The sequence below is a fragment of the Chryseobacterium sp. UF-81 genome (genome assembly GCF_058245105.1).
Map to the genome: position 1 here is coordinate 222,254 of NZ_JBSIBX010000007.1, position 25,422 is coordinate 247,675.

General features: G+C 37.6%; 24 protein-coding genes and 3 tRNA genes. 22 read left to right on the top strand and 5 right to left on the bottom strand.

The features are described from left to right. Positions 1-35: 35 nt before the first annotated feature. Positions 36-1,082: a hypothetical protein gene (locus AC4IFE_RS12055; RefSeq protein WP_490757406.1), complete on the top strand. Its 1,047-nt coding sequence runs from the start codon at positions 36-38 to the stop codon at positions 1,080-1,082. Here the strand turns inward: AC4IFE_RS12055 and AC4IFE_RS12060 are convergent. From AC4IFE_RS12060 to AC4IFE_RS12080, 5 genes are all read right to left on the bottom strand, one after another. Further along, a complete protein-coding gene (locus AC4IFE_RS12060; protein ID WP_490757408.1) occupies positions 1,075-2,553 on the bottom strand; it encodes a lipopolysaccharide biosynthesis protein in 1,479 nt (492 codons plus the stop codon). The genes AC4IFE_RS12055 and AC4IFE_RS12060 overlap by 8 nt on opposite strands. Before the next feature lie 9 nt (positions 2,554-2,562). Beyond that, complete coding sequence (locus AC4IFE_RS12065) at positions 2,563-3,357, bottom strand: FkbM family methyltransferase (RefSeq protein ID WP_490757410.1); 795 nt, start codon at positions 3,355-3,357, stop codon at positions 2,563-2,565. A 461-nt stretch (positions 3,358-3,818) separates the two neighbouring features. Further along, a complete protein-coding gene (locus AC4IFE_RS12070) occupies positions 3,819-4,646 on the bottom strand; it encodes an N-acetylmuramidase domain-containing protein (RefSeq protein WP_490757412.1) in 828 nt (275 codons plus the stop codon). Between the two features lie 179 nt (positions 4,647-4,825). After that, entirely contained in the window at positions 4,826-6,730 is a 1,905-nt protein-coding gene (locus AC4IFE_RS12075) for a hypothetical protein (protein ID WP_490757414.1), read from the bottom strand. Positions 6,731-6,960: 230 nt separating this feature from the next. After that, positions 6,961-8,562, bottom strand: a complete 1,602-nt coding sequence (locus tag AC4IFE_RS12080) for a hypothetical protein (RefSeq protein ID WP_490757416.1) — start codon at positions 8,560-8,562, stop codon at positions 6,961-6,963. 383 nt (positions 8,563-8,945) lie between these two features. Between AC4IFE_RS12080 and AC4IFE_RS12085 the strand changes: the two genes are divergently transcribed. The 21 genes from AC4IFE_RS12085 to AC4IFE_RS12185 all read left to right on the top strand — a co-directional run bounded on the left by AC4IFE_RS12085 (position 8,946) and on the right by AC4IFE_RS12185 (position 25,420). Beyond that, positions 8,946-9,788 (top strand): energy transducer TonB, encoded by an 843-nt coding sequence (locus AC4IFE_RS12085; RefSeq protein WP_490757418.1) that lies wholly within the window; start codon positions 8,946-8,948, stop codon positions 9,786-9,788. A gap of 164 nt (positions 9,789-9,952) precedes the next feature. Next, positions 9,953-10,726, top strand: coding sequence for a ParA family protein (locus AC4IFE_RS12090; protein WP_040995517.1), 774 nt, complete (start codon positions 9,953-9,955; stop codon positions 10,724-10,726). Positions 10,727-10,796: 70 nt separating this feature from the next. Beyond that, the gene (locus AC4IFE_RS12095) at positions 10,797-11,687 is read left to right on the top strand and encodes a ParB/RepB/Spo0J family partition protein (protein ID WP_490757421.1); all 891 of its coding nucleotides are present in this window, start codon (positions 10,797-10,799) and stop codon (positions 11,685-11,687) included. Next, a complete protein-coding gene (locus AC4IFE_RS12100; RefSeq protein WP_490757423.1) occupies positions 11,688-12,344 on the top strand; it encodes a DUF5683 domain-containing protein in 657 nt (218 codons plus the stop codon). A 71-nt stretch (positions 12,345-12,415) separates the two neighbouring features. Continuing rightward, a complete protein-coding gene (dapB, locus tag AC4IFE_RS12105; RefSeq protein WP_490757425.1) occupies positions 12,416-13,117 on the top strand; it encodes a 4-hydroxy-tetrahydrodipicolinate reductase in 702 nt (233 codons plus the stop codon). A 131-nt stretch (positions 13,118-13,248) separates the two neighbouring features. Next, complete coding sequence (gene lepB / locus AC4IFE_RS12110) at positions 13,249-14,895, top strand: signal peptidase I (protein ID WP_490757427.1); 1,647 nt, start codon at positions 13,249-13,251, stop codon at positions 14,893-14,895. Positions 14,896-14,953: 58 nt separating this feature from the next. Beyond that, a complete protein-coding gene (locus AC4IFE_RS12115; RefSeq protein WP_490757429.1) occupies positions 14,954-15,577 on the top strand; it encodes a WbqC family protein in 624 nt (207 codons plus the stop codon). A gap of 88 nt (positions 15,578-15,665) precedes the next feature. Further along, positions 15,666-17,348 carry a S8 family serine peptidase gene (locus AC4IFE_RS12120; RefSeq protein WP_490757431.1) on the top strand — a complete coding sequence of 561 codons (1,683 nt, stop codon included), beginning with the start codon at positions 15,666-15,668 and terminating at the stop codon, positions 17,346-17,348. Between the two features lie 125 nt (positions 17,349-17,473). After that, positions 17,474-17,965, top strand: a complete 492-nt coding sequence (locus AC4IFE_RS12125; protein WP_490757433.1) for a hypothetical protein — start codon at positions 17,474-17,476, stop codon at positions 17,963-17,965. Positions 17,966-17,989: 24 nt separating this feature from the next. Next, a complete protein-coding gene (locus AC4IFE_RS12130) occupies positions 17,990-18,679 on the top strand; it encodes a YiaD family glycine zipper/OmpA-like lipoprotein (RefSeq protein ID WP_490757435.1) in 690 nt (229 codons plus the stop codon). Positions 18,680-18,788: 109 nt separating this feature from the next. Then, on the top strand, positions 18,789-19,676 hold the full coding sequence (locus AC4IFE_RS12135) for a decaprenyl-phosphate phosphoribosyltransferase (RefSeq protein WP_490757437.1): 888 nt from the start codon (positions 18,789-18,791) through the stop codon (positions 19,674-19,676). Next, positions 19,673-20,992: an FAD-binding oxidoreductase gene (locus AC4IFE_RS12140; protein WP_490757439.1), complete on the top strand. Its 1,320-nt coding sequence runs from the start codon at positions 19,673-19,675 to the stop codon at positions 20,990-20,992. The genes AC4IFE_RS12135 and AC4IFE_RS12140 overlap by 4 nt, the downstream gene beginning before the upstream one ends. After that, a complete protein-coding gene (locus AC4IFE_RS12145) occupies positions 20,992-21,717 on the top strand; it encodes an SDR family NAD(P)-dependent oxidoreductase (RefSeq protein WP_490757441.1) in 726 nt (241 codons plus the stop codon). The genes AC4IFE_RS12140 and AC4IFE_RS12145 overlap by 1 nt, the downstream gene beginning before the upstream one ends. 184 nt (positions 21,718-21,901) lie before the next feature. Continuing rightward, positions 21,902-22,321 carry a hypothetical protein gene (locus AC4IFE_RS12150; protein ID WP_490757443.1) on the top strand — a complete coding sequence of 140 codons (420 nt, stop codon included), beginning with the start codon at positions 21,902-21,904 and terminating at the stop codon, positions 22,319-22,321. 22 nt (positions 22,322-22,343) lie between these two features. Further along, positions 22,344-22,931 (top strand): HAD family hydrolase, encoded by a 588-nt coding sequence (locus tag AC4IFE_RS12155; protein ID WP_490757445.1) that lies wholly within the window; start codon positions 22,344-22,346, stop codon positions 22,929-22,931. A gap of 24 nt (positions 22,932-22,955) precedes the next feature. Next, positions 22,956-23,420, top strand: coding sequence for a hypothetical protein (locus tag AC4IFE_RS12160; protein WP_490757447.1), 465 nt, complete (start codon positions 22,956-22,958; stop codon positions 23,418-23,420). 2 nt (positions 23,421-23,422) lie between these two features. Continuing rightward, positions 23,423-24,598 (top strand): cysteine desulfurase family protein, encoded by a 1,176-nt coding sequence (locus AC4IFE_RS12165; RefSeq protein WP_490757448.1) that lies wholly within the window; start codon positions 23,423-23,425, stop codon positions 24,596-24,598. A gap of 85 nt (positions 24,599-24,683) precedes the next feature. Continuing rightward, the gene (gene trxA, locus AC4IFE_RS12170) at positions 24,684-25,001 is read left to right on the top strand and encodes a thioredoxin (RefSeq protein WP_040995543.1); all 318 of its coding nucleotides are present in this window, start codon (positions 24,684-24,686) and stop codon (positions 24,999-25,001) included. A 133-nt stretch (positions 25,002-25,134) separates the two neighbouring features. Then, positions 25,135-25,208 (top strand) — tRNA-Asp (locus tag AC4IFE_RS12175). A 32-nt stretch (positions 25,209-25,240) separates the two neighbouring features. Next, positions 25,241-25,314, top strand: a tRNA-Asp gene (locus tag AC4IFE_RS12180). 32 nt (positions 25,315-25,346) lie between these two features. After that, a tRNA-Asp gene (locus AC4IFE_RS12185) sits at positions 25,347-25,420 on the top strand. Positions 25,421-25,422 lie beyond the last annotated feature (2 nt).

A 25,422-nucleotide genomic window follows, 5' to 3' on the forward strand; every position in this document is an offset into this window, starting at 1 on the left:
ACCCTAAACCCTAAACCCTAAACCCTAAACCCTAATTGAAAAAAATCGCCTACATAGAAATAGATACCCACGCAGAAATTGCGCAGGCTTTCATGGATATTATGAAAGATTCTTCAGAATTTAGTGTAGATTATTATTTTTCAAAAAAGATCAAGGATTTGGTTGAGGAGGACGGTGAATCTGTGTTTTTATCCGACAGTTCGATGATCATGGAGCAGTTGAAATTAAAAAAATATGATCTGATTATCTTGGGAACGGTTCACCGGTATTTCAATACTTTTCATGCATTGGTTCAGAAATATAATGTATCCGTTATTGTTCATAATATGAATTTTTCGGTGGCTTCAAAAAGTGCTTTGATGAAAAGTGTTTTCAGGGGAGATGTTATCTACCGGCTGAAGCTTTGGTGGAAAGAAGGTCTTTTTTATGCCTCAAAAGCGTACAGAAATGCCAAAAATCTATTGGTATTGGATGAAGAACTTTCATCAGGTATATATAAGTTCTTACCTCTTTTTTACAGCAAGGATTTGGAAAAGCAGGAAAACCACAGCCTTACGGTTGTCATCCCGGGAGGTGTTTCACAAAAGAGAAGAGATTACCATCACGTTTTTAAAACCATTCAGAATTTAAAAGCTGAAGAGAAATGTGAATTTATATTTCTTGGAAAAGCTAAAGACAATGAGCTGAAGCAGTTGGAAAAACTGTCCCAGAAACTTCCGGAAAATATCTCTGTACAGTATTTTTCAGACCGGGTTTCCCATCATGATTTTGAAAATCTGATGCAGAGTGCAGACGTCCTATGGTGCCCGATTCAGCAGAAAACAGAATTTTTCAGCCGGGAAGAAATCTATGGCCTGACCAAAATGACCGGGAACTTAGGTGATGCCATCAAATATGGTAAAACAGCTGTTTTTCCTGAAAATTATCCTTCGAAATTAGAATTTATTGTTCCTGAGAAGGAAAATATTCTGGAGCAGTTGAAAGCATTGAAAGATGCCCGTTTTGATTTTCAGAAAAACTACAGCAAAAAGTTAGTTCTGCAAAAACTGGAAGATGTTCTTTCCGGCCTGATCTCTATTTAAATTTAAAAATACTTTTAATGAACTTTGCATTCAGGTAATCGTCAAGTGGAAATACTTTGGTGAAATAATTTCCGATGTAGATTAGTATCAAAACAACAGCTGGTTTGTAAATTAAATTGATGAAATTATTATGGAAAGTTGGTAAAACAATCGCTACTGTAATCGCTAAAGTACAGATGATGGAAACGAAGATCATTTCAATCGTCAGGGGAGATACTTTAAAAACAAAATAATTGAAAGCGATCTTAATGACATTGTAAGTCGTCAGTGAAATAGCTGTAGATAAAGCAATTCCGATCAGTTTCAGATCCGTATTTTTAATGAAATAATAGTTCAGTCCAACCGTAAGGCCGGCCAGAAGAAGCATAATCAGGATATTGAATCTGTAGTATTTGGAAAGCGAGATAATATTCCCATTAAAACCTGTTGCCAGATCAATTAAAACTGCAGAGCCCCAGATCCATACCACGGGCTCATATTCTCTCAGCATCGTTCCGTTTTTAGGCATGAATTCCGTCAGATAAGGAAAACCTACCATGATGCATGAAAACAAAACTGCCCCTAAAAAATATAAAGATAATGATGTCTTTTTATGAAACCTGTCAAGCTCCTCCATATCACCCTCAACCAGCGTTTTATTGATGATCGGAGCAGAGATGTTGAACAGTCCCAGCTGCGGAATTGAAATCAGAGAAATCAAGGCATACAGAACAGAATAAATTCCTACTTCCTCCATTCCCAGAAACTCGCCGATCATGAAACTGTTAATCGCCAGATAATTTCCGAACGTTCCCAGAAATCCAAAAAAACTATAATTGAAAAATTCTTTCCAGAAGTTATCTTTCTTAAAATAATCCGTATTAAAGTCCAGTCTTATCTTTTCAAGCTTGTTCGTATAATAAACGTATCCGAAAAGCATCAGGGCAAACATTCCGAAAAAGAAGGCAAACGCTACTTTCTGCGAGAGTAAAAAATAGGCAAACAGGCAGAAAGCTCCCAGGTTGGCTATTTTGGGGAAAAGATTGTCAAAAATATTGGATACTACAATTCTCTTATAATTGGAGGTATATTTATTAAAGATTGCACAGAAAGAAAGGATGAGAATCAGGGGAAGAATCATCTCCTTTAATTTCCATGCTTCTGAATGTCTGAATTTTGGAAAAAAATAGGGCAGTACAAAAAATACACCTGTAAAAATGATAAAATTAACAAATACCGTAAGCAGTGACAGCGACAGCATATTCTGTTTCTTGCCGTCTTTTTCCACCCTGTGGAAAAACTTCACGTTGGAGTAAGAGATTCCCAATACTACAGCAGGAACCAGCATCTCGGCAGTAGGCAGGATATAACGGAGCTTCCCATAAAATTCAAAATTGTACGGAAAAATAAAAATCGCGGATATGGTACCCAGCAGAAAACCAATATAACCTATGATGGAATATTTGAAGCCCTGTCTCGCTACTACACTCATAATGTTTTTTTAATGGTTTTTTGGCGTAAAAATAATGTTGTTTATATAGCTGGTCTTGTTTTTTTCATCGTTGGTGTTATGTATTAAAATCTCTTCCGTCAGGAGCTCCAGCCTAAAACTTTCACGGTTAAGATATTGTGCTTCGTATCCCCAGCTTTTTACTTCGGAAATATCATTCCAGATCGGGGTTTTGTGATGTCTCTGTTCCATTTCGACCATTAATGTCGGAAGGAACCGGATGATGGTTTTTTTGGCACCAGCTAGGGTTTTCATTTCATTTCCTTCCACATCTATCTTAATGAAATCCAGTCTGTCAAAATGCTCTATTGCGGCCCACTCGTCCAGCTTGATCACTTTTACTTTTTCCGTATAGCTTTTTTCCTCACCTTTTTCTTTGTAAGAGGTGTTTAAAGTTCCCCGGGAGGCAATCAGTTTGCCATTAATAATAGGGACTTTAAATTCGGCAGTTGTATTTTCGTCAGAAAGAGCCAAAGGAAATATTCTCATTCTTGGGAAAAGTCTTTTCAGGCGGCGGTAAAGTTTCTTGTTGGGTTCAAAACCATAAATTTGTTCATGGTTCAGCTTATGTTCCAACTGATAAAGAAAAGTTCCGACATTGGCCCCAATGTCCAGTATTACAGCATTTTTTGGCAGGTATTCCTTAATCCATACCAGTTCCGGTTCTACATTGCGCGCCGAAAAATTATTCTTAGTAAGATTGTTTAAATTCTTAAAATATCTTTTTTTATAAAAACTCGGACTTATATATTGTAGTTTTTCTGCAATTTTTTGGTATAAAGACATCCTTGGTTATTTGACGAAAAGCAAAGATAAGCAAAAATGTTAAACTAATGTTAAAAAAAGATAAATATAACCATTTGATTATCAGTTTGTAGCTTTTGGATGTGTTTTATAGAAAATTGAGATGTTTCGTTATAAAGACGATTTCTGAAAATATATTCTGAGATAAGATTTCACCTTCAATTAATGATAAAAAAGAAAGATATGGTTTAACTGTGGAAAGAATTTTAAACCATTAAGGATCATTCAGCTTTTAAGAATATGAAGTTTTAGCTTCACTTTAAGGTGTACATCTTAAAAACAATCAAATGATTTTTTTCTTAACTAAACTTATCATCTTCATTTATCTTAATGGTTTAAAGTATAAAATAAGAATCTGTGCCATCTGAAAAATCTGTGAAAGTTTTAAAACACAATTCCCGCATCCATCTAGTCTGCGGGAACTTTAAAATCAAACTTCTTATTTAATTTTGTGAATATTTTGCATAGGCCTTAGCAAGTTTCTCATCGTACTTATTTTCCCTGTATCCCGCTCCGTTATAAAGCTTTGCAAAGCCTGCCCAGTTTTTATTTCTGAGATGAACGAGGCAGTTATTCTTCTCCAGAAACTTTCCGAATGCTCTCAAATGTTCCCCTTCATTAAGTTCCATTTTCGAAACAAAAGCAACAACGTCGGGATATCCTAAACTTTTGGCATGATAACCCATGATCTGGAAACTTCCCCACGAAGCAGAAGACAATGCGGCCTCTTTAAAGTTAGGGTTGCCATCCAGGCTGATAGCCTCATTTAATCTGTCATATTCTTTCACGCCGCCCTGGTAATAGGCTCTTGTCCATTTCGGATAAAGAACATTCTGGCTTTCTGAATTGTAATAAGAATTGGGATCGATGCCTCTTTTCTTAAGTTCACTCCAGAAAACATGACCTTCAAACAGTATTTTTGGTTTATTGTTGATCAAAAATCCTTTTCCGCTGCTTTCAATTTCGTTCACGGCTTTTACGGCAGCTAGCTCCAGATCGTATTCATCTGCGAAATGGATAAGATCTTCTTCTTTCAAAAATTTATCGGTCTGGCTCAGGGGTTTTTCTTCTTTTTCAAGGAGAACAGCCCAGGTTTTTACTCCTACGATTCCGTCTACAACCAAAGAGTTTTTCCTTTGAAAATCTTTCACGGCTGCATCCACTTCCAGAGTGAATGAATCTGAGATCTTAATGCTGTATCCAAGTTGATAAAGGATCTCGCATAATGTAAGCACTTCCGGTGCTTTTGTGTAATATTTTAAAAGTTTCATGATGTTTTTTTTAAATGATGAATGATGAATGATGAATGATGAATATTTTAGATAAAGTACAATGACAGATATTCAATCCGGCATCTCAAGTATAAGTATAAAGCATACGTCTAAAGTCTCAAGTCTCAAAATCTCAAGTCTAATATCTTGATTCTTAGCTCTTTCCTCTTTCCCCTCAATTACTGATTAACCGGTATCTGCGGCATTCTCTCACAGATCATTCCAATCAGGAAAAAGGATTTGAATTTTACTTCCTCCCGTTGAAGCTTATATTCAAGGTTAAGAGGCATCGCGCTGGTAACACTGAAATTCTGATTCAAAACTGCATAATCATCAATTCTTAGCTCGATGCTGTATTCTCCAAGAGGAATCAGCTGATTGATCATGCCCGCTTCATTGCTTTCGATCTCAAAAATTCTGTTGTTATTGGTTCCTTTAATGGAAATAGCACATTTATAGACAGGTTCATTATTGACCTTGTCACAGACCCGGAACTGTACAACAGCATCTGTAGGCGGTGGCGGAACAGGGATAGGAATCGGTGTTGGGACCGGAGTGGGTACCGGGGTTGGAGTAGGAGTGGGAATAGTAGGGAACTTCGGACCCCATGATCCCCAGGGAGTTTTAATTGGGTTGGTAGGCTGAGGAGTGTTTTGTACCGGGCTGGCTCCGTGCGGAGCCGGGTTGAGTGGGCTTAAATTCTTAATATTATTCAGGATATTTCCCATATTGGTTTTCCCTGCGAATGCCGGATTGGCCATAATTTTTATGTTGTCTACAGGTTCGGGATCTAAGGCTGTTCTGGCAGAAAAATTATTAATGACGTTTACTTTTTGTGCTTCGGCAATGGCTGTTTTCTTAGCCAGATAATTAAGCTGATCAGATTTAATGGTTTTCACGTTGGTGATCGCTTTCAGGAACTTCTGATTATTGTTTTTATTGATGAAAACCTGCTGTTTCATTACCATAGGACCGAAATAGACCAGCTGCTCCGCGTTGCTTACACTTGTGCTGACAATAGACGGATCAAGGATCACTTTCAGGTTTTTAATCAGGATCATGGTTTTTGGAAATGCCGGAAGCTTGAAATCGTTAGAGATCGTCTGCCCGTCTGATATTTTTTTAGGTTCCTTCCATTCAAAATAATTGGAAAGCATAAAGTTTTTATTGAACCAGTTTCTTTTTAAATGCACAAAAGAATATTCCACTTCCACGGCCTGGATCATGCTTTCGTCATAATCTATAGATAAAATCTCAGAAGGAATATTTTCATTGCCGTTTTTAGCTTCAGAATGAAGTCCTTCCAGTTCAGATCTTTCAATGCGTATGCTGTTCCATCCCGATTCATTTTCCATGAAATCATACGGAATAAAATTAATGTCGTGGATTGAAGAATTGCTGATCACATCAGTTTTTTCTGCGGCCTCAAAAGTGTGTTTTGCATTTTGCGCCATAGCAAGATACAGATCAGCATCAGAAGATCTGTTGATCCTTGCCAGCTCTTTTTCAATATTATCTTTGCTGCCTTTTACTTTCCATTCAGAAAAAGCCAGTTCTTTCAGGTTGTTTAGGTTAATAAGCCGGTCATTCCAGTTTCTTTTTTCCTCATCAGTTTCCAGCCCGTCAAACAGCAACAGGTGGTCAGTTACTTTATTGACGGCGTCTTCATACAGTATTCTGTATTTTTTATAAGTTTTAAACTCCTTGGTGTCGCTGTTTTTAGCATCAAAAAGAAGGGTACTTTTGTTTTCAAGGACCTTATCGAGATTTTCTTCCAGGTTTTTCAGATTGTTTTTATCCAGGATGTCCCTGTAAATATCAAATAAAGAATTATTGGGGTTGAGATCCCAAAAGTTGGATGAGATAGGCACAGAGTTCAGTTCGTAAGCTACATTTTGCTTTTTAATGATCGAAAGCGCTTTTTTCTGTTCGTCATTCAGAAGGCTCTGAGGTTTTAGAAGTTCCAGTTCCTCATTGTCATAAATGCGCAGGGAAGGACAGATCATGGGCAGATCATTTTCCATAGAACTTTGTGACATATAAATATTCTTAAGTTTCTGGTAGACGGCTACAAAATATTTCATGGTTATTATTTTTGGTTTTAGGTGAATAACCGGCAGAAAATGCTTCCGCCGGTTATTCTATTGAGAAGGATATATTATAGTATAAGATGGGAAGAGAGAAGAAGGGAGGCTGGAAGTTAGTATGGTACATTCATCTTTTAATAATTCTCAAAAAATTAATTAAAACGATACCGTGACTGCATCTTGGTACTCAATAACTTCCTTCTTCCGGCTTCAGACTTCCTTTCTGCTTATGATTTTCCGTCCGCCCATTTTTTGATCTCAGGATTCGGATTTGGAGATTTCGGTACGATATGGCATTTGTAACCGATGATGTAAATTCCTTTTGAGGTCAGTTTCTTACCATCCCACTCATAGCTGGATTTTACATTCTGATTGTCATAACTGTAGTTCCCTCCGATTACGAAAGGTCCTATTCCTACTGCACCGCCTGCTGATATCGAATTTTTAGCATCAGTATAAGCAGAGCTGCTGCTTTTGAAGTCCAGAGAAACATCTTTGGCAATAATCAGTTCCGTGATGATAGAAGGCATAAGTCCCTTGCCATTTCCGTCACTGATCATATCCCCGTTTAATGTCTGTGGAGACTGTTCGTGAAGCTTCCAGTATTTTGACTCTATGAACTGCTGATTGAACCAGCCTCTTTCCACTCTTACTTTTCCTACTTTGAAAGAAATATCCATGCTTGTATAGTCAGAGTTTATCTGGGTTTTTTCATTTTTTCCACCGCCTTTTGCTCCTATGGAAAATAATCCCATGCTGAAGCCTCCTGCCATTCCCCAGTTATGAATCGATTTAGAATAATCGTAATTGGATTTCCCCTGTGAAATAGAGATCTCTGGCCATCCTTTTGATTCTCTTAAGGCATTGGCTGCTACCGGAATACATGGAGAATAATTGGTGTAATCTAAGATTCTGGTTCTCTGGCTGTTCCTGAATTCCGCCTGAATTCTTTTCTTGATCACAAGCATGTGTTTCTCTTCAATCTCGCTCAGATAATTTTGAATTCGCTCTACAGCTTCCTTGTATCCTAAAGACTGCCATGCCTTTAAAGCGGCATCTTCACGCTTTTTCATATTTTTTCCGTCAATGGATAATTTTGCCATGGCATCAGTATCCCCATTATCTGCGGCAGTTCTGATCTCATTGTTTGCATCCACGATATCATAATATTTCATCTGGTACTCTACATACTTTGCATAAGTAGGGGCAACAAAAGTGTGAATCAGTTCAGGTTTGTTCAGATCATCTATTGGTGCATTTTCATCAAAATCAGGATTCTTTACCTTTTTTATTTTGAATAGCTTGTCTCTCAGAGAATCCAGTTTTTTCTCTACTTTCTTATCAAAATCTGTATCTACAACAACTGACCACTGTAAAAGATCTTCATATACCTTAGAAACTCTTTTCTGAGAATCGTTCATAATGGTAATCGCTCTTCCTTTTCCGTCTTCCGTAAGTGGTGGAAGCTGTGATGGTATAGCATCGGCCATTGCTGCAAACTGTTCCATCTGCAGGTATTTTTTGAATTTGCTGTTAGATAAGGCAGTCTGGTAAGCTTCCATGTCTATTTTCGGATTACCGTTGGCATCCAGGATAGGCTTTCCTGTTCCGTCCAGCATTGGTTTTGGCGAAGGAGCATCTCCGAAAAGACCGTTCAGTGCATAATCAAAAGTGTCTTCCGAAAGTGTAATCCCTACCGGATCAAATGCGATAAAATCATCTGTTCCCAGATGCTCCGGATTTCCTCCGTTGGTTACTGTGTCATAAACCTGCTTTAAAAGCATGCTCATTAATGAATTTGTTTTTGCGTCTTGAGTTAAAGTTGGCATAATTATAAGTTTTTAAAATTGCTTACTCTTTTTGGTTTTCAGCATCCCCGATTTTCTATGGTACAAATGTATTTCAGTATTGCAATTGATTCATCAGTGTTTTTCCTGTTTTTTAATGTGGTTTTTACTGTTTTTAGTTTTATGATATATATATTGTAAATAACGACCGGTTTTTTGCGAATAATAAAATGAATTGGGGTTGGATTTTGAACATTTCTGACGGATTAGAATGTTAAAGTTTGCATATTGTTATAATTTTTTTTAAAATGTTGATGTTTTGATAAAATTTTGGCAGATGTTTTGATATCGAAACAATACTTATCGATAAGAATACCTAAAACTAATAATCACTGATTTTTTAACAGTTTAAATATTTAATAGTGATGAAACACCAAAACCAAAATCAGGAATTTCGTTTTAACGAGGTTCTTTTTGAGCACCGCAACAAAGAATATGGTGCCTATGTATTAAGAAATGAATCAGATAGATTATTAACCAAAGCGCTTTTCGTGGGCGTGAGTTTGTTGGCTGCAATTTCTATAACGCCTTTTGTAGTTTCGGCATTTCAAACTGATGTACAGTTGGAAGGCCCGAGCGGAGTAGAAATAGAATTTATAGATCCGGTTACTCCACCTGATATTCAGGTTAAGCCACCTGTACAGATTCAGAAACCAGAAGTTCAGCCACAGAAGGTTAAAACTTATGATGCAACCATTCCTGAGCCTACAACACATGTACGGACTGAAAAAGTAGTAGAAAAAATTGAAGGAGCAGTTGCCGGACCGAAAAGTAATCCGGAAGGAACGATTGCAACAACAAACTATCATCCTGTGCCTCCTCAGGCAGGAACAGGACCGGCAGTACCTTACATCCCGCCTACACCGCCGGCAAAAGTTCCTGACAATCATATTGCAAGCGGTGATGAACTTGCTTCTGAAGCCGTATTTACCGGAGGAATTGATGCATTCAGAAATAAAGTCATTAACAGTTTTGATGGTTCAGGGTTTGAAGGCAATGGAGATACCATGAGAACAATTATAACCTTCGTTGTAGAGAAAGACGGAACGATTTCCGGTTTAAAAGCCAATGGAAAAGATATTGAATTTAATAATGAAGCCATAAGGACCATTAAGAATGTTAAAGGGCTATGGAAGCCTGCTAAAAATAAGCAAGGTGAAACGGTAAGAAGTTATTTCAAATTTCCGATCACCATGAACTTTGAATAGCCGTAAAAACAAATCTTAAAATAGTTATCCACAAAGAATTTTTTTTGTGGATAATTTTTTTAATTGTTAAACTGTTTATTAACAATACTTTAACTCAATTTTGAATTTCGCCATTCATACAGAGCAAAGAAAAAAGTGTATTTTTGAAACCTAAAGTTCTAATAATGGCAAAAATCATAGGTATCGCTAATCAAAAAGGAGGAGTAGGAAAAACTACCACAGCTGTAAATCTGGCGGCAGCATTAGGGGTATTGGAAAAAAGAATATTGATCATTGATGCTGATCCACAGGCTAATGCAACCTCCGGACTTGGTGTGGAAGACGTTCAGTACTCTACATATAATCTATTGGAGCACAGTGCAGATACAAGAACCTGTATCAAAAGAACTGCTTCTCCCAATCTGGATATCATCCCATCACATATTGACCTGGTAGCAGCGGAAATTGAGCTCGTAGATAAAGAAAACCGTGAGTACATGCTCAAGAAAGCATTGGCAGAAGTGAGAAATGATTATGATTATATCATTATAGACTGTGCGCCGAGTTTAGGACTTATTACAGTGAATGCCCTTACTGCAGCAGATTCTGTGATTATCCCGATTCAGTGCGAATATTTTGCATTGGAAGGATTAGGCAAGCTTTTGAACACGATCAAAAATGTACAGAAGATCCACAATAAGGACCTTGGCATTGAAGGTCTTCTTCTTACCATGTACGACAGCAGATTGAGATTATCTAATCAGGTGGTTGAAGAAGTGAATTCACATTTCCCTGATATGGTTTTTGAAACCATCATCAGCAGAAACGTAAGATTGAGTGAAGCACCAAGTTTTGGAGAAAGTATCCTGAACTATGATGCAGAAAGTAAAGGCGCTATCCAGTATATTCAGCTGGCTGAAGAGGTTTTGTTGAAAAACGAAAATTTAGTAAAAAATTAATCTAATAATAAATGCACTCATAAGTGAATGAGCACCATCACTTATCAAACATCATTTATCAATTATATATATGAAGGACAAAAAAAGAGCTATGGGACGTGGTTTGGGTGCCATTTTGAGCGCTGAATCCAAAGCGAGTATCAACTCCGCGACCGATGAAGGAGCAGATAAGTTTGTGGGGAATATCGTAGAGGTTGCCCTTGAAGATATTTATCCGAATCCGACCCAGCCGAGAACTTATTTTGACGAAAAAGCATTAAACGAGCTTGCCCTGTCGATTAAAAACTTAGGGGTGATCCAGCCGGTTACCTTAAGAAAAGACGGAGAAAAATTCGAAATCATATCAGGGGAAAGACGTTACCGTGCAAGTAAAATTGCCGGGCTTCCGACAATTCCTGCTTATATCCGTTTGGTAAACGATCAGGAGCTTCTGGAAATGGCGCTTGTTGAAAATATCCAGCGAGAAGATCTTGATGCTATTGAGATCGCTTTGACGTACCAGAGACTTTTGGATGAGATTGGCCTTACCCAGGAAAATCTGAGCCAGAGGGTAGGAAAGGACAGAAGTACCATTACCAATTCTATCAGACTTCTGAGATTGAATCCTGATATTCAGAATGCGATTAGAAGCGGAGAAATCTCTGCAGGACACGGAAGAGCAATCATCAGCCTGGAAAATGAAGAACATCAGCAGATTCTATTTGGCCTGATCATCAAAGAAAAGCTCAATGTACGTCAGGCTGAACAGGCTGCTACGGCATTGAAGAACCCTAAATCACCGGCAGCGAAAAAAGTTAATACTGAACTCTCCAACAATTATAAAAGAGCACAGAAGACCATCGCCGATATTTTAGATGTAAAAGTAGAAATCAAAACCTCCGGCAACGGAAAAAAAGGTAAAATTCTCCTGGACTTCAAAAATGAAGAAGAACTGGAATATATTTTATCCCATATTAAATAAATGAAGAAATTATTTTTCACATTCTTTTTAGGCATTTTTGCTTTTGCTTACTCGCAGGTAGCCCCCGGCGACACCGTTCGTATAGGGCCTCTTCCGAAAGACAGCGCGGTTGTTACTAAAACTGTAAAACCTGCAAAAACAGTAAAATCAGAAGCCAAAATCATTGAAGATCTTGAAAATGCAAACGGACCTACAAAGAAAACTATTAAGCTGAATCCTACAAGAGCCGGACTGTATTCCGCAGTTCTTCCCGGGTTAGGGCAGTATTATAATAAAAAATACATCAAAATCCCTATTGTCTGGGGAGCCGTAGGAGCCGGTATCGGATATACAATCTGGAGTAATAACCAGTACAAAAAGTACAGGGAATATTATGTGGCAAAACTTAACGGAACACCTAATGAATTTGTAGACAGTCACCCATGGCTTGATAAAAAAGCCTTTGGAAATGCTCAGGACCGATACAAAAGACAAAGAGATTACGCTATAGCCATCACAGGTCTTATCTATATCCTGAACATTGTAGACGCCGTGGTGGATGCACATCTTTACGAAAGCCGCCATGATCCGGATCTTAGTTTCAATCCTACGGTAATTCAGGATCAGTATGGTTTTTCAAACCCAAAAACAGGCTTAAGTTTAAGCTATAGATTTTAAAATTAATTTTGAATAAAAGCTCATCCGGACTGTATAAAGTTCCTTGAGACCATAATAAAATAAGATATCACATGAGAATAGCATTAGTTGGATACGGTAAAATGGGGAAGATCATTGATGAGATTGCACAGAAGAGAGGTCACGAAATAGTGGCCCGCCTGAAAGAAACTCCAACAGCTGAAAATCTTAATAATCCGGATGTGGCCATTGAATTTTCATTACCCGAGGCAGCATATCATAATATCAAAGCGTGCCTTGAAAATAAAGTACCCGTGATCTGCGGTACTACGGGCTGGCTGGAGAAAAAAGAAGAAATTGAAAAAATTGCTGTAGACAGCGATAGCGCATTTTTATACGGTTCCAATTTTAGCCTGGGTGTGAATTTATTTTTTGCCCTCAACGAAAAAGTGGCGGATATCATGAAAAATGTGGATGAATACTCATGCCAGCTGGAAGAAATTCATCATGTTCACAAAAAAGATGCTCCCAGCGGAACGGCAATTTCCATTGCTGAAGGAATCATCAAAAATAATCCTAAATTTAACGCCTGGAAACTGGAAGAAACCGAGGGACAGGAACTGGGGATCTTTGCCATCCGTGAAGATGAGGTTCCCGGTACCCACAGCGTTTATTATAAAAGTGAAGTTGACGAAATTGAAATAAAACATACAGCTTTCAACAGAAACGGGTTCGCACTTGGAGCTGTAGTCGCTGCAGAATGGATCAGGGACAAAAAAGGAAACTTTACCATGAAAGACGTTTTAGGGCTTTAATTTGTAACAAATTCTTTAAATTGCATACCAATAAAAAAAATGATGAATAGTAAATTATAAATAGCAGAACGCTGTGGTCATTTATTAATCATCATTTATCATTTTATATATTAGAATAGGCACAAAAAACTATGAATTATTTTTTAACTTATACAGTATACGTTCTCATTTTATCTGTACTGATGGGGATTTCCACCTGGAAACTGTTCAAAAAAATGGGGTATAGCCCGTTACTGGCATTTATACCTTTCTATAATTATTTCATTATATTAAAAGAAACAAAACATCCGAAATGGTGGGCCATCCTGTCTTATCTTCCGATAGTAGGACCTATTATGATGTCCGTTTTCCACATTTATTTAATGAAAAAATTTGGAAAGACCCTTTTTCAGCATCAGCTGCTTACTGTGATTCTGCCGTTTATCTATATGGCAACAGTGAACTATTCTAAAGATGTAGAGATAGAAGATGAAAATGCCAACGATCTGTTCATGACAGACGAAGAGAAAAATAGCAAAAAGAAAGATACATTCATTGGATCTATTACTTTTGCGGTGGTTTTTGCAACCATTATTCACGTTTTTGTAACCCAGCCGTTCGGAATTCCTACAGGATCTATGGAAAGAACACTTCTAGTAGGTGATTTCCTTTTCGTGAACAAATGGAGCTATGGATACAGAATGCCAATGCGTCCTGTAGCGATACCATTCCTTCAGGGAACTATTATGGATACGGGCCAGAAAGGAAATCCAAAAGATGATCCCAAATCATATGTTGATGGCATAAAACTTCCTTATACAAGAATTTTCCAGTTCAGTAAACCTCAGAAAAATGATGTAGTTGTTTTCAACTATCCGCGTGATTCCGTACATACTGCGATCGACAGAAAAGATCCATACGTTAAAAGATGTGTGGCTGTTGCCGGTGATACCTTTGAAATGAGAGGCGGTAGACTTTTTGTTAACGGAAAACCGGAAACGGTTTTAGGAGATCAGGAAGTGCAGCACAGGTATATCGTAAATACCGGAAGCCAGCTTGACATTCCTGCATTATATAACACTTATGGATTCTTACCTGTACAGGAAATTCAAGGGGACAAAGGATATATATACGCTTTCCAGGGACTTACAGATAAAACTGCTCAGGAAATAAAACAGCTTCCACAGGTCATTGATATGAAGGAAGATGTTACAGCCAAAGGAGAAGCTGCGGTATATTACAGAGACGAAGCAAAAACAAAAATAGATACCACACAGTCCATCTTCCCGATCAACAAACCATGGAATCAGGATTGGTACGGACCTTTGAAAATTCCTAAAAAAGGAGATGTGGTAACCCTTAACCAGGAAACCCTGCCGGAGTACAGATGGATTATTTCTGAATATGAACATAACAGTCTGGAAAATAAAAACGGGAAGATTTTTATTAATGGCAAAGAAGCAAACCAATACACCATTAAGCAGGACTATTACATGATGGTGGGTGATAACAGAGACGCTTCACTCGATGCAAGATTCTTTGGTTTTGTTCCTGAAGAAAATATTGTAGGAAAGCCTATGTTTACCTGGATGAGCCTTCAGGGTGCTTTTTCAGACAGCAGCTCTTCTTATCAGGCACCATTTAAAGTTCGTTGGGACAGAATGTTCAAAGCAACAAACACTGGTGAAGCCAACAAAACATCTTACTGGTGGATTGCTGTAATGATTCTTGTCCTTTTCTTTGGATGGGAGTATTTCATGAAACTATTCGGAAAGAAAAAAACGGAAGACGAAGTATAATTTAAACTAAACTTAAAAATAGAATGAAGTATTTGCAAAAATGCTTCATTTTTGCATCATGAATATGACAAATGTATTATTGCCGGTATTTTATATGCCTCCGATTTCATGGTTTTCAGTGTTTTTAAATCCTGAGAACGAGATTATATTTGAACAGTTTGAAAATTTTCCTAAACAGACCTATAGAAACAGAGCCAACATCTATGGGGCAAACGGAAAGCTTTCCTTAATAATTCCCATCAATCATAATGGGAAAAGAGAATTTAAAGACATTGAGATCTCATATAGGGAAGACTGGAGAAACCTGCACTGGAAATCTATTAAGACAGCCTACCAGAGCTCCCCTTATTTCGAATATTATGAAGATAAATTCAGGAATATATATACTCTGAAGGAGAAATTCCTCATCGATTTCAACCTTAAAGGATTGGAGATTATACAGCAGATCCTTAAAACAGAAAAGGCACAGTCTTTGAATGAAGAATATATCAAAAATCCCGGAAGTATTAACTTCAGAGATAAATTTTCGGCTAAACATCCTTCAGAATTTCAAATGGAGGAATATTACCAGACCTTTTCTGATAAGCTGGGATTTTTGGAAGATTTATCAATTCTGGATCTTATTTGTAACAAAGGCCCTGAATCTCTGACTTATATAAAAAATATTAAACAATCATACTGACATGAAATCGCCGTTAACGAAATTCTATGAAAATAAATCAATGAAAATGGCGATTGCATATAACTTAGAAAAAAATAAATATCAACATATGAAAAAGGTATTATTAGCTGCTGTTTTTCTGGCAGGATTTAGCTTTTCTTATGCTCAGGAAGCACAGGCTAAGAGCATTGACCCGAAAGAAGATAAAGATCTGATGACTTGGTATCATAAAGATTTTTCTGCAACAAAAGTATATGGAGTAAATACGGCAAACGCATATAAATATTTAGAATCCAAAGGTCTTAAGCCCAAAACTGTTGTTGTAGGGGTTTTAGACAGTGGTGTTCAGGTTGATCACCCGGGCCTTGTAAAAAATGTATGGTCTAATCCTAATGAAGTTCCGGGAAACGGAAAAGATGATGACGGAAACGGATATATCGATGATATACACGGCTGGAATTTTATAGGAGGTAAAAATGGCGATATCGACATCGACAATATGGAGGTGACAAGAGTCGTTGCTAAATATAAATCTGTTTTCGAAGGTGATGATTCTGCCAAAAACAAAGCGAATCAGGCTAAAATGCCCGAAGAGTTTGCTATGTATATGAAGTCTAAAGAACTTTTCAACCAAAAAAGCATAGAAGCAAAACAAAACCTACAGACCTATACGATGATCAACAGCATCATTCCAAACATGGTAAAATTGTTGGGAGGTAAGCCTGTTACTGCAGAAACTTTGCAGGGAATTAAGCCTCCTACCGATCAGAAAGATGCTATTGCTCTTAATGTTTTAGGTCAGGTTTCTCAAAGCCCTGAATTCAAAGGAAAATCGTCTGCAGATTTCGAAAAGCTGATGAAAGAGCAGATGAAAGAAGCTATCGATCATTTTACTCCACAATCCAAGCAGTATGACCTGAGCTATGACCCGAGAAAAGAAATTGTAGGAGATAACTACGATGATTATTCTGAGAAAAACTATGGGAATAATAACTATGAGGGACCAGATGCAGAACACGGAACACACGTTGCGGGAATCATTGCCGGTCTTCCTCAGGGTAAAGAAATACAGTATGGTGTGGCCTCCAAAGTAGCCAGGATCATGTCCGTAAGAACCGTTCCAAATGGTGATGAAAGAGATAAAGATGTTGCAAACGCTATCCGATATGCTGTAGATAACGGGGCAAAAGTCTTAAACATGAGTTTCGGAAAACCGGTTTCTCCAGGTAAAAATGTAGTGTGGGATGCCTTCAAATATGCTGAAGACAAAGGTGTGCTTTTAGTAAAAGCAGCAGGTAACGAAAACGAAGATGTAGCTGAGCATCTTGCTTTCCCGACCAACTTTAAAAATGCTACAGATGAAAAACCGTTTGTGAGCAACGTATTGGTTGTGGGCGCAAGTACTAACAGGAATAACGAACTTAGAGCAGATTTCTCAAATTACAATAAGAAAATGGTAAACGTTTTCGCACCAGGTGAAGAAATTTATTCTACAGTTCCTAAAAACGAATACAAATATCTTCAGGGAACTTCTATGGCATCACCGGTAGTAGCCGGAGCTGCGGCAGTATTGCTGGCCTATATGCCTAATCTGAAGCCATACCAGGTAATTGAATCTCTTGTAAAAAGCAGTAATCCTAATGCAGATAACAAATTTCCTGAATATTCTCAGGCGGGAGGTGTTATAGATCTTCAAAAGGCAGCAGAATATGCCTATGCCAATTTCTACAACGGAAAATCCTCAAGCAGTAATAAGCCTGCGAAATCCGTAAAAAAGGCTGTTAAAAAATAATATATCTTCCTGTATATAAGGGAAAAACATTTAAAGTCCGAAAATTTCGGACTTTTTTTATTTTTATCTTTCAATTTGGCACGGTTTTTTGTAACTTTATAAATAACAAAATAATAAACAACAAAATGAAAAAGTTACTACTTGCAGGGATGATTGGAACATCACTTTTTGCAGTGTCTTGTTCCTCAGTGAAAAAAGCAGAAACATCACAAAACCAGAGAGTCGAATACTTAAAGTTAAAAGGCGACTGGCAGATTGTAAGCGTGGACTATGAAAAAGGGTTTAAAATCAAACCTTTTGATGAAGGTGCAGATGCCCAGTGTTTTGTAGGAAGTCATTGGAGATTAATTCCCAATAACTACACCGGTGCCTATACTTTAAACGGAGGTGGAGCTTGCCCAAGCCTTACACGTCCAATTAAATTTGAAGTGAAAGATGGCAATACTTTCTTGTTTAAAAAAATCGCTGAGGGAACTAAAGCTAAAGAAAATACTGTAGGATACTCTTTAACGATTACAAACCAGTCTACAGATCAGTTTTCACTTGTACAGAATGTACCGTTCGACGGAAGTACAGTACAGGTTGTTTACAACTTCCAGAGAACAGGAATGAAATAATTATCAATATAAAGATTAAAAAAAATGAAATTTAATAAAACATATATAGGAGCTCTTTTCTTATCATCAGCATTATTGTTAACGAGCTGTGAAGCTGTTCAGAATTCTAATCACCAGCAGAGAGGTACAGCAGTAGGTGCTGCTTCAGGAGCTGTGATCGGAGGTATTTTGGGAAATAATGTAGGAAGTGGTAAAAATTCAGCATTAGGAGCAGTATTGGGAGGTATTATCGGTGGTGTTGCAGGTAACGTAATCGGTAATAAAATGGATAAGCAGGCTAAGCAGATTAAGGAAACTTTACCTGGGGCTGAAGTAGAAAGAGTAGGAGACGGTATTAAAATTACCATGAATGAAAGCATTGTAAACTTTGCTTTTGACTCTTCAAATTTAACCTCTATCGCTCAGGCTAACCTTGATAAGCTAGCTACAGTTCTTGTTGATAACCCGGATACTAATATCAATATCTACGGTCACACAGACAGTAAGGGAGCAGATTCCTACAACCTTTCTCTTTCTCAAAGAAGAGCAGATGCTGTAAAAGCATATTTATCCGGAAAAGGAATTGCTTCAAGCAGAATGTTCACAAAAGGTGAAGGAGAATCTATGCCAGTAGCTACCAACGATACAGACGAAGGAAGAGCTAAAAACAGAAGAGTGGAATTTGCCATTACGGCTAATGAAAAAATGATTAACGAAGCCAAGCAAGGGCAATAATTAATCTTATTATATAAATATTTTCGTAAAAGACCGCTTCGGCGGTTTTTTTTGTATTTTTATGGTGTTAAAATTTGAATTCACTATTTTTGTAACCGAAATAGCATAAATGAAGAAATACTTTAAACTTCTCCGTGTAGAACAATGGGTGAAAAACCTGTTTGTTTTTGTTCCCCTGTTTTTTTCCGGAAATATTACCAATCTAGACCTGCTTAATAAAAGTGTTTTTGCATTTGTTATTTTTTCCCTTGCAGCAAGCGTTGTCTATATCCTGAATGACTATAATGATATTGAGGCAGACAGAAAGCATCCTGAGAAGAGGAGACGGCCTCTGGCAAGCGGTGCTGTTTCAAAAGCCAAAGCTTTGGGAATCCTTGCAGGACTTATTATCGTTGATGTAGCTCTTGTATGTCTTGCTCAGCTTTATTTTCATGAATCCTTATGGAAATTTGCCACAATCATAGGCCTTTATATTGTGATCAATATTGCCTATACTTTTAAACTTAAGCATGTTCCGATCATTGATATTTTCATTATTGCTTTAGGTTTCGTACTTAGAGTTTTAGCGGGAGGTTACATTACAGGGATTGGTATTTCTCAGTGGGCAATCCTGCTGACTTTTGTGCTGGCTCTTGTTTTAGCGATAGGAAAAAGAAGAGGAGAGCTCATTAATGCCCAGGTTTCCGGAAAAACAAGGAAAGCACTGGATGGGTATAATGTACAGTTTGCAGATATTGCGCTGTCCATTTCAGTGACACTGGCTATTGTCTGCTATCTCATGTTTACCCTTTCTCCTGAAGTTCAGGCACGGTTTCATGAAAGAGTCTTTTATACCGTCATATTTGTAGTCTTTGCTTTTTTAAGATATCTTCAGCAGACATTAGTGTATAACAGAACAGAATCTCCTACGAAAATTGTTTACAGAGACCGGTATATCCAGATAACTTTAATCCTTTGGGTAGCCGCATTCTTAATCCAGATTTATTTTAAAAAATGAAGCCGAATTTCATACAGAAAGTTACAAACTGGGGCAATTTCCCGGTAGTAGAAAAAGAAATGAGATCTGAGGACAGCTTCAGAAAAATTAAAGAATTTGTACTCAATCATAACGAAATTATTGCAAGAGGGAACGGGAGATGCTATGGTGATGCATCTTTGGGAGAAACCATATTTTCTACTAAAAAATTAAATAAATTTATTAGTTTCGACCGTCTCAACGGTATTATAGAATGTGAATCCGGAGTATTACTTTCGGATGTGCTAGAGATTGCGGTGCCGCAGGGCTATTTTCTTTATGTAACTCCCGGAACCAAATTTATTTCAGTAGGCGGGGCTATTGCTTCCGATGTTCATGGTAAAAACCATCATGCGGAAGGCTGTTTTTCAGAATATGTGACCGAATTTAAGCTGATGACAGAAAACGGAAACATCATTACATGTTCAAGGGAAGAAAACTCAGATAAATTCTGGGCTACTATTGGAGGAATGGGGCTTACCGGAATTATTCTTACCGTAAAGTTTAAGCTTAAAAATATAGAATCTGCCTACATCCGTCAGGAAAGCATAAAAGCAGAGAATCTGGACGAGATTTTCAGGCTCTTTGAAGAAAGCGAAAACTGGACGTATACGGTAGCGTGGATCGACTGTCTTCAGAAAGGCAAAAATTTAGGAAGAAGCATTTTAATGAGAGGTGAGCATGCCTTTCAGCATGAGCTTCCACAAAATATGGCAAAACAGCCTTTGAGGCTGAAGAAAAAATTACAGCCTACAGTACCTTTTTATTTTCCGGGCTTTGTGCTGAATGCATTAACGGTGAAGATCTTCAATCTCCTGTATTATAAAAAACAGGCAAAAAAAGAAGTGAAATCATTCATAGATTACGAAACCTTTTTCTATCCTCTGGATGCCATCAACGACTGGAATAAGATCTACGGGAAATCCGGTTTCATCCAGTACCAGATGGTGATTCCGAAAGAAACAGGTAAAGAAGGAATGAAGCAGATCCTTGAAACCATTGCAGCAAGTGGAAACGGTTCGTTTCTGGCTGTGCTGAAACTCTTTGGAAAAAACAATCCCGAAGCTTATAATTCATTTCCGTTTGAAGGCTATACGCTGGCCCTGGACTTTAAGGTCAATTCAAAGCTGGAAAAACTTGTTGAGAAATTAGATGACATCGTGCAGCAGTTCGGAGGAAGAATTTATCTTACGAAAGACAGCATGAGCAGATCCTCACTCACCAATTATCTTAAAAATATTCAAAGTTCAAAATTTGTGTCTTTACAGCACAAACGAATCATAAACAACAATTCATAATGATAGTTCTGGGAAGTACATCTGAGGTGGCACAGGCTTTTGTTGAAAAGGCTCTGCAGGAAGGCGAAAAATTTGAAAAAATATATCTTTTTACTTCAAACAAAGAAACTACTGAAAGATTCGCGAGGCATATTGATGTAAAATTTTTACAGCAGTCCGAAGTAATTGAAATTGACCTCATGAAAGAGATTGATTATAATAAATTTGATCATGTCAGTTCAAATGTATTATTTTGTGCTGCAGGATATTTAGGAGATGGAACCGAAGAAGGCCTTTATGATAACAGGAATACGGAAAGGATCATTAACATCAATTATTCAAAGCTGGTTCCCGTTATGAACTACTTTGCGCAGAAGTTTGAAAGCAGAAGATCAGGAACCATCATCGGACTGTCATCAGTAGCAGGAGACCGCGGCAGGCAGAGTAATTTTATCTATGGGAGCGCAAAAGCAGCTTTTACAGCGTATCTTAGCGGACTGCGTAACTATCTTTTTGAGAAGAAAGTACATGTTCTTACCATAAAGCCGGGGTTTATGGCTACAAAAATGACCGAAGGACTGCCTTTGAATCCTAAACTGACCGCAACACCAAAACAGGCTGCGGAATGTATTTACAATGCGTTCAAAAAGCAGAAGAATGTGGCATATGTTTTGCCGGTATGGAGTATTATTATGATGATTATCAGGAATATACCTGAGTTTATATTCAAAAAATTAAAACTCTAGTATTATTTTGAAAGATAAAATTATATATAAATCCAATTCTTTTTCAATTAATCTTTGCATTTTTTTTCTGGGATTTATTTTCTTCAGTTCAATAATTGGTTTTCTGGAAAGAAATTCAGATACAGATTCGAAAATTGGCGTTTATATTATTAATTCTATATTCTTACTGTTTGCATTGGGCTCATTGTTTTATTTTCTAAAGACTCAGATCATTAAGATAACCAAAAATGACCTGATTGTTTCCTACCAGTTTTTTCCTTTTTCAAGAAAGATTTCGCTTGATGATATTGCGGAATTTAAACAGATACCAAGACCTGTAAAGTATTCTAAAGGGTTTGATAAGCCGACAACTGTTTATACTATTTTTGAAACATTCATTATTCTGGAAAACGGAAAAGAAATCAGAACTTATGCTTTAAGCGATTTTGAATTCAAGGAGGTGAGAAAACTAATCGAAAAAATAAAACGGAAGGAGTATCAGTTTGAAGTTAATACATTAACCACTGCAGAATTTGTTTTTCAGAATTTATCTGTGATTTTGTTTTTAATAATTTGCTTACTTTTGATTGCTGGGTTATCGGATGCTTTAATAAATAACTCGTAAAATTTACCCTAAGCCATAGATTATGAAAAAGTTGTATTGTTTTGATTTTGACGGAACCATAACGTATAGGGATACGATGTTCATGTATCTTAAATTCTACGATTCTACCAAATTCCGGATACAATTTTTAAGACATGTTCCTCTGTTTATTCTATTGAAGCTGAAGCTTGCCGAGACCGAAAAAGTAAAGAAAAGCTTTATAGGATCTATTCTGAAAGGGCAGACACAGGAAAAGATAGAAATGAAGTCCAGACAGTTTTTTGAACAGCATTATCCAAAGATTGTAAGAGAAAATGCTCTTGACTTTATAAAAAATATCGATAGGAATAATACACAAAGCTTATTGGTAACTGCTTCTCTGGACATATGGGTGAAACCATTTGCCGAAGAGCTGAAAATGGAGCTGGTATCCACGCGTGCAGAATTTAAAAATGGCATTTTTACAGGAAATTTCATTGGCAAAAACTGCAACGGAAAGGAAAAACTTTTAAGAATAAAAGCTGAGATAAGCGACTCTAAATATGATAAAATTATCGCTTTTGGGGATACTTCCGGAGACCGCCAGATGCTGAAATGGGCAAATGAAGGTCATTACCAATTTTTTCACTAATTTTGGATGATAAAAAATGTAAAAATGAAAGGACTGCTTATTTTATGTACTGCAATCATTATGAGCTGTGCAGCTACGCCGTCTCAAAAAACATCAGGCATGCAGAAAAGTACTGAACTGCTCGTTTCCGAGGCACAGGGCGGCACGGATAGAGCCGGATTTAAGATCATTAAGAATGAACAGGAATTCCGAAACGTCATCAAAGGAAGTTTCGGTCTTGTTGAGCTGGGCAAAGAACCATCCATAAACTATCCGGAATTCCCCAAAAACAAAAAAGTGGTTCTGTATAATATGGGCAGTTTCAGATCCGGAAGCCATGCAATTGGTATGATCAAAAGTACTTTTGTAAAAAACAATATCCTGTATGTGGAGGTTCCTGAAAAACCGTCAGGCGGAATGGAAATTCAGATGCTTTCAAACCCTTGGTTTATTTTTGCCGTTCCTTCAGATTATCAGTTTACCTCAGTAGAATTAAAATATTCAAAATAAAAATGAACAAAATATATTTAGATAACGCAGCAACAACTCCTCTTTCAGAAGAAGTCATAGATGCCATGGTTGGCACTATGAAAATGAATTTCGGGAACCCTTCTTCCACGCATAGTTTTGGGCAGGAAGCAAAGATCCTCATTGAAAATGTGAGAAGACAGGTTGCAGATTATCTTCATGTAACTCCTGCAGAGATCATCTTTACCTCTTGCGGGACAGAATCAAACAATATGATCATCAAATCCAGCGTTGAACACCTTGGAGTGGAAAGGATCATCAGTACTCCGCTGGAACACAAATGTGTTTCTGAGAGTATTCTGGATATGAAAAACAGAAAGGGAGTAGAGGTAAACTACATCCGTCCTAATGAAAAAGGGGACATCGACCTTAATAAACTGGAAGAGCTGTTAAAAGCTTCAGATAAAAAGACCCTGGTAAGCTTAATGCATGCCAATAACGAGATCGGGAATATTACAGATATCAAAAAGATCGCGGAACTATGTAAAGCGAATAATGCGCTTTTCCATTCAGATACGGTACAGACGATGGCACATATGAATCTGGACTTTTCAGATATTATGGTGGATTTTGCCTCATGCAGTGCCCATAAATTCCATGGTCCGAAAGGAGTAGGTTTTGCTTTTATCAGAAAAGCAACCGGAATGAAGGGAATTATCACAGGAGGCCCTCAGGAAAGAAGCCTGAGAGCCGGAACAGAGAATGTAAGCGGTATCGTAGGTCTTGGTAAAGCATTGGAGCTTTCTTTGAACCATATGGAAGAATATACCAACCATATGCAGGAGATCAAAGACTATGCGATAAAAAGGCTTTCTTCTGCAATTCCGGGGATTAAATTCAATGGAAGAAGTGCAGAGAAGGAAAACAGTCTTTACACGGTTTTAAGTGCTTTACTTCCTTATAAAAACCCTTTGATCGGACTTCAGCTGGATATGAAAGGAATTGCAATTTCTCAGGGCAGCGCCTGCTCTTCGGGAGCATCAAAGCCTTCCATGGTCATGATGATGGTTCTTACTGAGGACGAAATGGATCACTGTACGCCGTTACGTATTTCTTTCAGCCATATGACGACAAAAGCAGAAATAGACGCGCTGGCAGAAGCTTTAGAAGAAATTTCGAAGGACTTTGCTATAGAAAAAACAAATGTTGAGCATAGATAGTCTTATTGCTTAAAAAGCGTAATTTTGAATATCCAATTAAGGATAGAAATAGAAATATAATATTAATTTAAATAAAAGAAACAAAATGGCTTTAGAAATTACGGACAGCTCATTTCAGGAAACGGTTTTAAAATCAGACAAACCGGTATTGGTAGACTTCTGGGCTGTATGGTGCGGACCGTGCAGAACTTTGGGACCAATTATCGAAGAGGTAGCATCAGATTTTGAAGGAAAAGCAGTGGTAGGAAAAGTTGATGTAGACAACAACCAGGAAATTTCAATGCAGTATGGCATCAGAAATATCCCTACAGTTCTGATTTTTAAGAACGGTGAAGTGGTTGATAAATTAGTAGGCGTAGCTCCAAAAGAAGTAATCGCTGAAAAATTAAGCGCACACTTGTAAAAAAATAACTTTGATAATGAATGCCTTCCGTTTTCGGGGGGCTTTTTTTTTATAAATAATTTGCAGGTAATGAAAAAAGGTGTAATTTTGCAATCACAAAAAAGAAACAACGTTCTTTACAACAACAGAAAATGATCCGGTAGTTCAGCTGGTTAGAATGCCGCCCTGTCACGGCGGAGGTCGCGGGTTCGAGTCCCGTCCGGATCGCAAAAGTTTTATAATTTACTTTAAAAAAATTAGATCCGGTAGTTCAGCTGGTTAGAATGCCGCCCTGTCACGGCGGAGGTCGCGGGTTCGAGTCCCGTCCGGATCGCAGAAGTTTTGTCAATTTCTTTTAAAAAAATTGATCCGGTAGTTCAGCTGGTTAGAATGCCGCCCTGTCACGGCGGAGGTCGCGGGTTCGAGTCCCGTCCGGATCGCA

Coding starts and splice junctions, on each gene's coding strand:
- AC4IFE_RS12165 (WP_490757448.1), top strand. CDS start 23,423: ATGAACAAAATATATTTAGATAACGCAGCAACAACTCCTCTTTCAGAA.
- AC4IFE_RS12075 (WP_490757414.1), bottom strand. CDS start 6,730: ATGAAATATTTTGTAGCCGTCTACCAGAAACTTAAGAATATTTATATG.
- AC4IFE_RS12080 (WP_490757416.1), bottom strand. CDS start 8,562: ATGCCAACTTTAACTCAAGACGCAAAAACAAATTCATTAATGAGCATG.
- AC4IFE_RS12115 (WP_490757429.1), top strand. CDS start 14,954: ATGAATATGACAAATGTATTATTGCCGGTATTTTATATGCCTCCGATT.
- AC4IFE_RS12130 (WP_490757435.1), top strand. CDS start 17,990: ATGAAATTTAATAAAACATATATAGGAGCTCTTTTCTTATCATCAGCA.
- AC4IFE_RS12095 (WP_490757421.1), top strand. CDS start 10,797: ATGAAGGACAAAAAAAGAGCTATGGGACGTGGTTTGGGTGCCATTTTG.
- AC4IFE_RS12120 (WP_490757431.1), top strand. CDS start 15,666: ATGAAAAAGGTATTATTAGCTGCTGTTTTTCTGGCAGGATTTAGCTTT.
- AC4IFE_RS12155 (WP_490757445.1), top strand. CDS start 22,344: ATGAAAAAGTTGTATTGTTTTGATTTTGACGGAACCATAACGTATAGG.
- AC4IFE_RS12090 (WP_040995517.1), top strand. CDS start 9,953: ATGGCAAAAATCATAGGTATCGCTAATCAAAAAGGAGGAGTAGGAAAA.
- AC4IFE_RS12125 (WP_490757433.1), top strand. CDS start 17,474: ATGAAAAAGTTACTACTTGCAGGGATGATTGGAACATCACTTTTTGCA.
- AC4IFE_RS12160 (WP_490757447.1), top strand. CDS start 22,956: ATGAAAGGACTGCTTATTTTATGTACTGCAATCATTATGAGCTGTGCA.
- dapB (WP_490757425.1), top strand. CDS start 12,416: ATGAGAATAGCATTAGTTGGATACGGTAAAATGGGGAAGATCATTGAT.
- trxA (WP_040995543.1), top strand. CDS start 24,684: ATGGCTTTAGAAATTACGGACAGCTCATTTCAGGAAACGGTTTTAAAA.
- AC4IFE_RS12065 (WP_490757410.1), bottom strand. CDS start 3,357: ATGTCTTTATACCAAAAAATTGCAGAAAAACTACAATATATAAGTCCG.
- AC4IFE_RS12140 (WP_490757439.1), top strand. CDS start 19,673: ATGAAGCCGAATTTCATACAGAAAGTTACAAACTGGGGCAATTTCCCG.
- AC4IFE_RS12070 (WP_490757412.1), bottom strand. CDS start 4,646: ATGAAACTTTTAAAATATTACACAAAAGCACCGGAAGTGCTTACATTA.
- AC4IFE_RS12060 (WP_490757408.1), bottom strand. CDS start 2,553: ATGAGTGTAGTAGCGAGACAGGGCTTCAAATATTCCATCATAGGTTAT.
- AC4IFE_RS12135 (WP_490757437.1), top strand. CDS start 18,789: ATGAAGAAATACTTTAAACTTCTCCGTGTAGAACAATGGGTGAAAAAC.
- lepB (WP_490757427.1), top strand. CDS start 13,249: ATGAATTATTTTTTAACTTATACAGTATACGTTCTCATTTTATCTGTA.
- AC4IFE_RS12145 (WP_490757441.1), top strand. CDS start 20,992: ATGATAGTTCTGGGAAGTACATCTGAGGTGGCACAGGCTTTTGTTGAA.
- AC4IFE_RS12085 (WP_490757418.1), top strand. CDS start 8,946: ATGAAACACCAAAACCAAAATCAGGAATTTCGTTTTAACGAGGTTCTT.
- AC4IFE_RS12100 (WP_490757423.1), top strand. CDS start 11,688: ATGAAGAAATTATTTTTCACATTCTTTTTAGGCATTTTTGCTTTTGCT.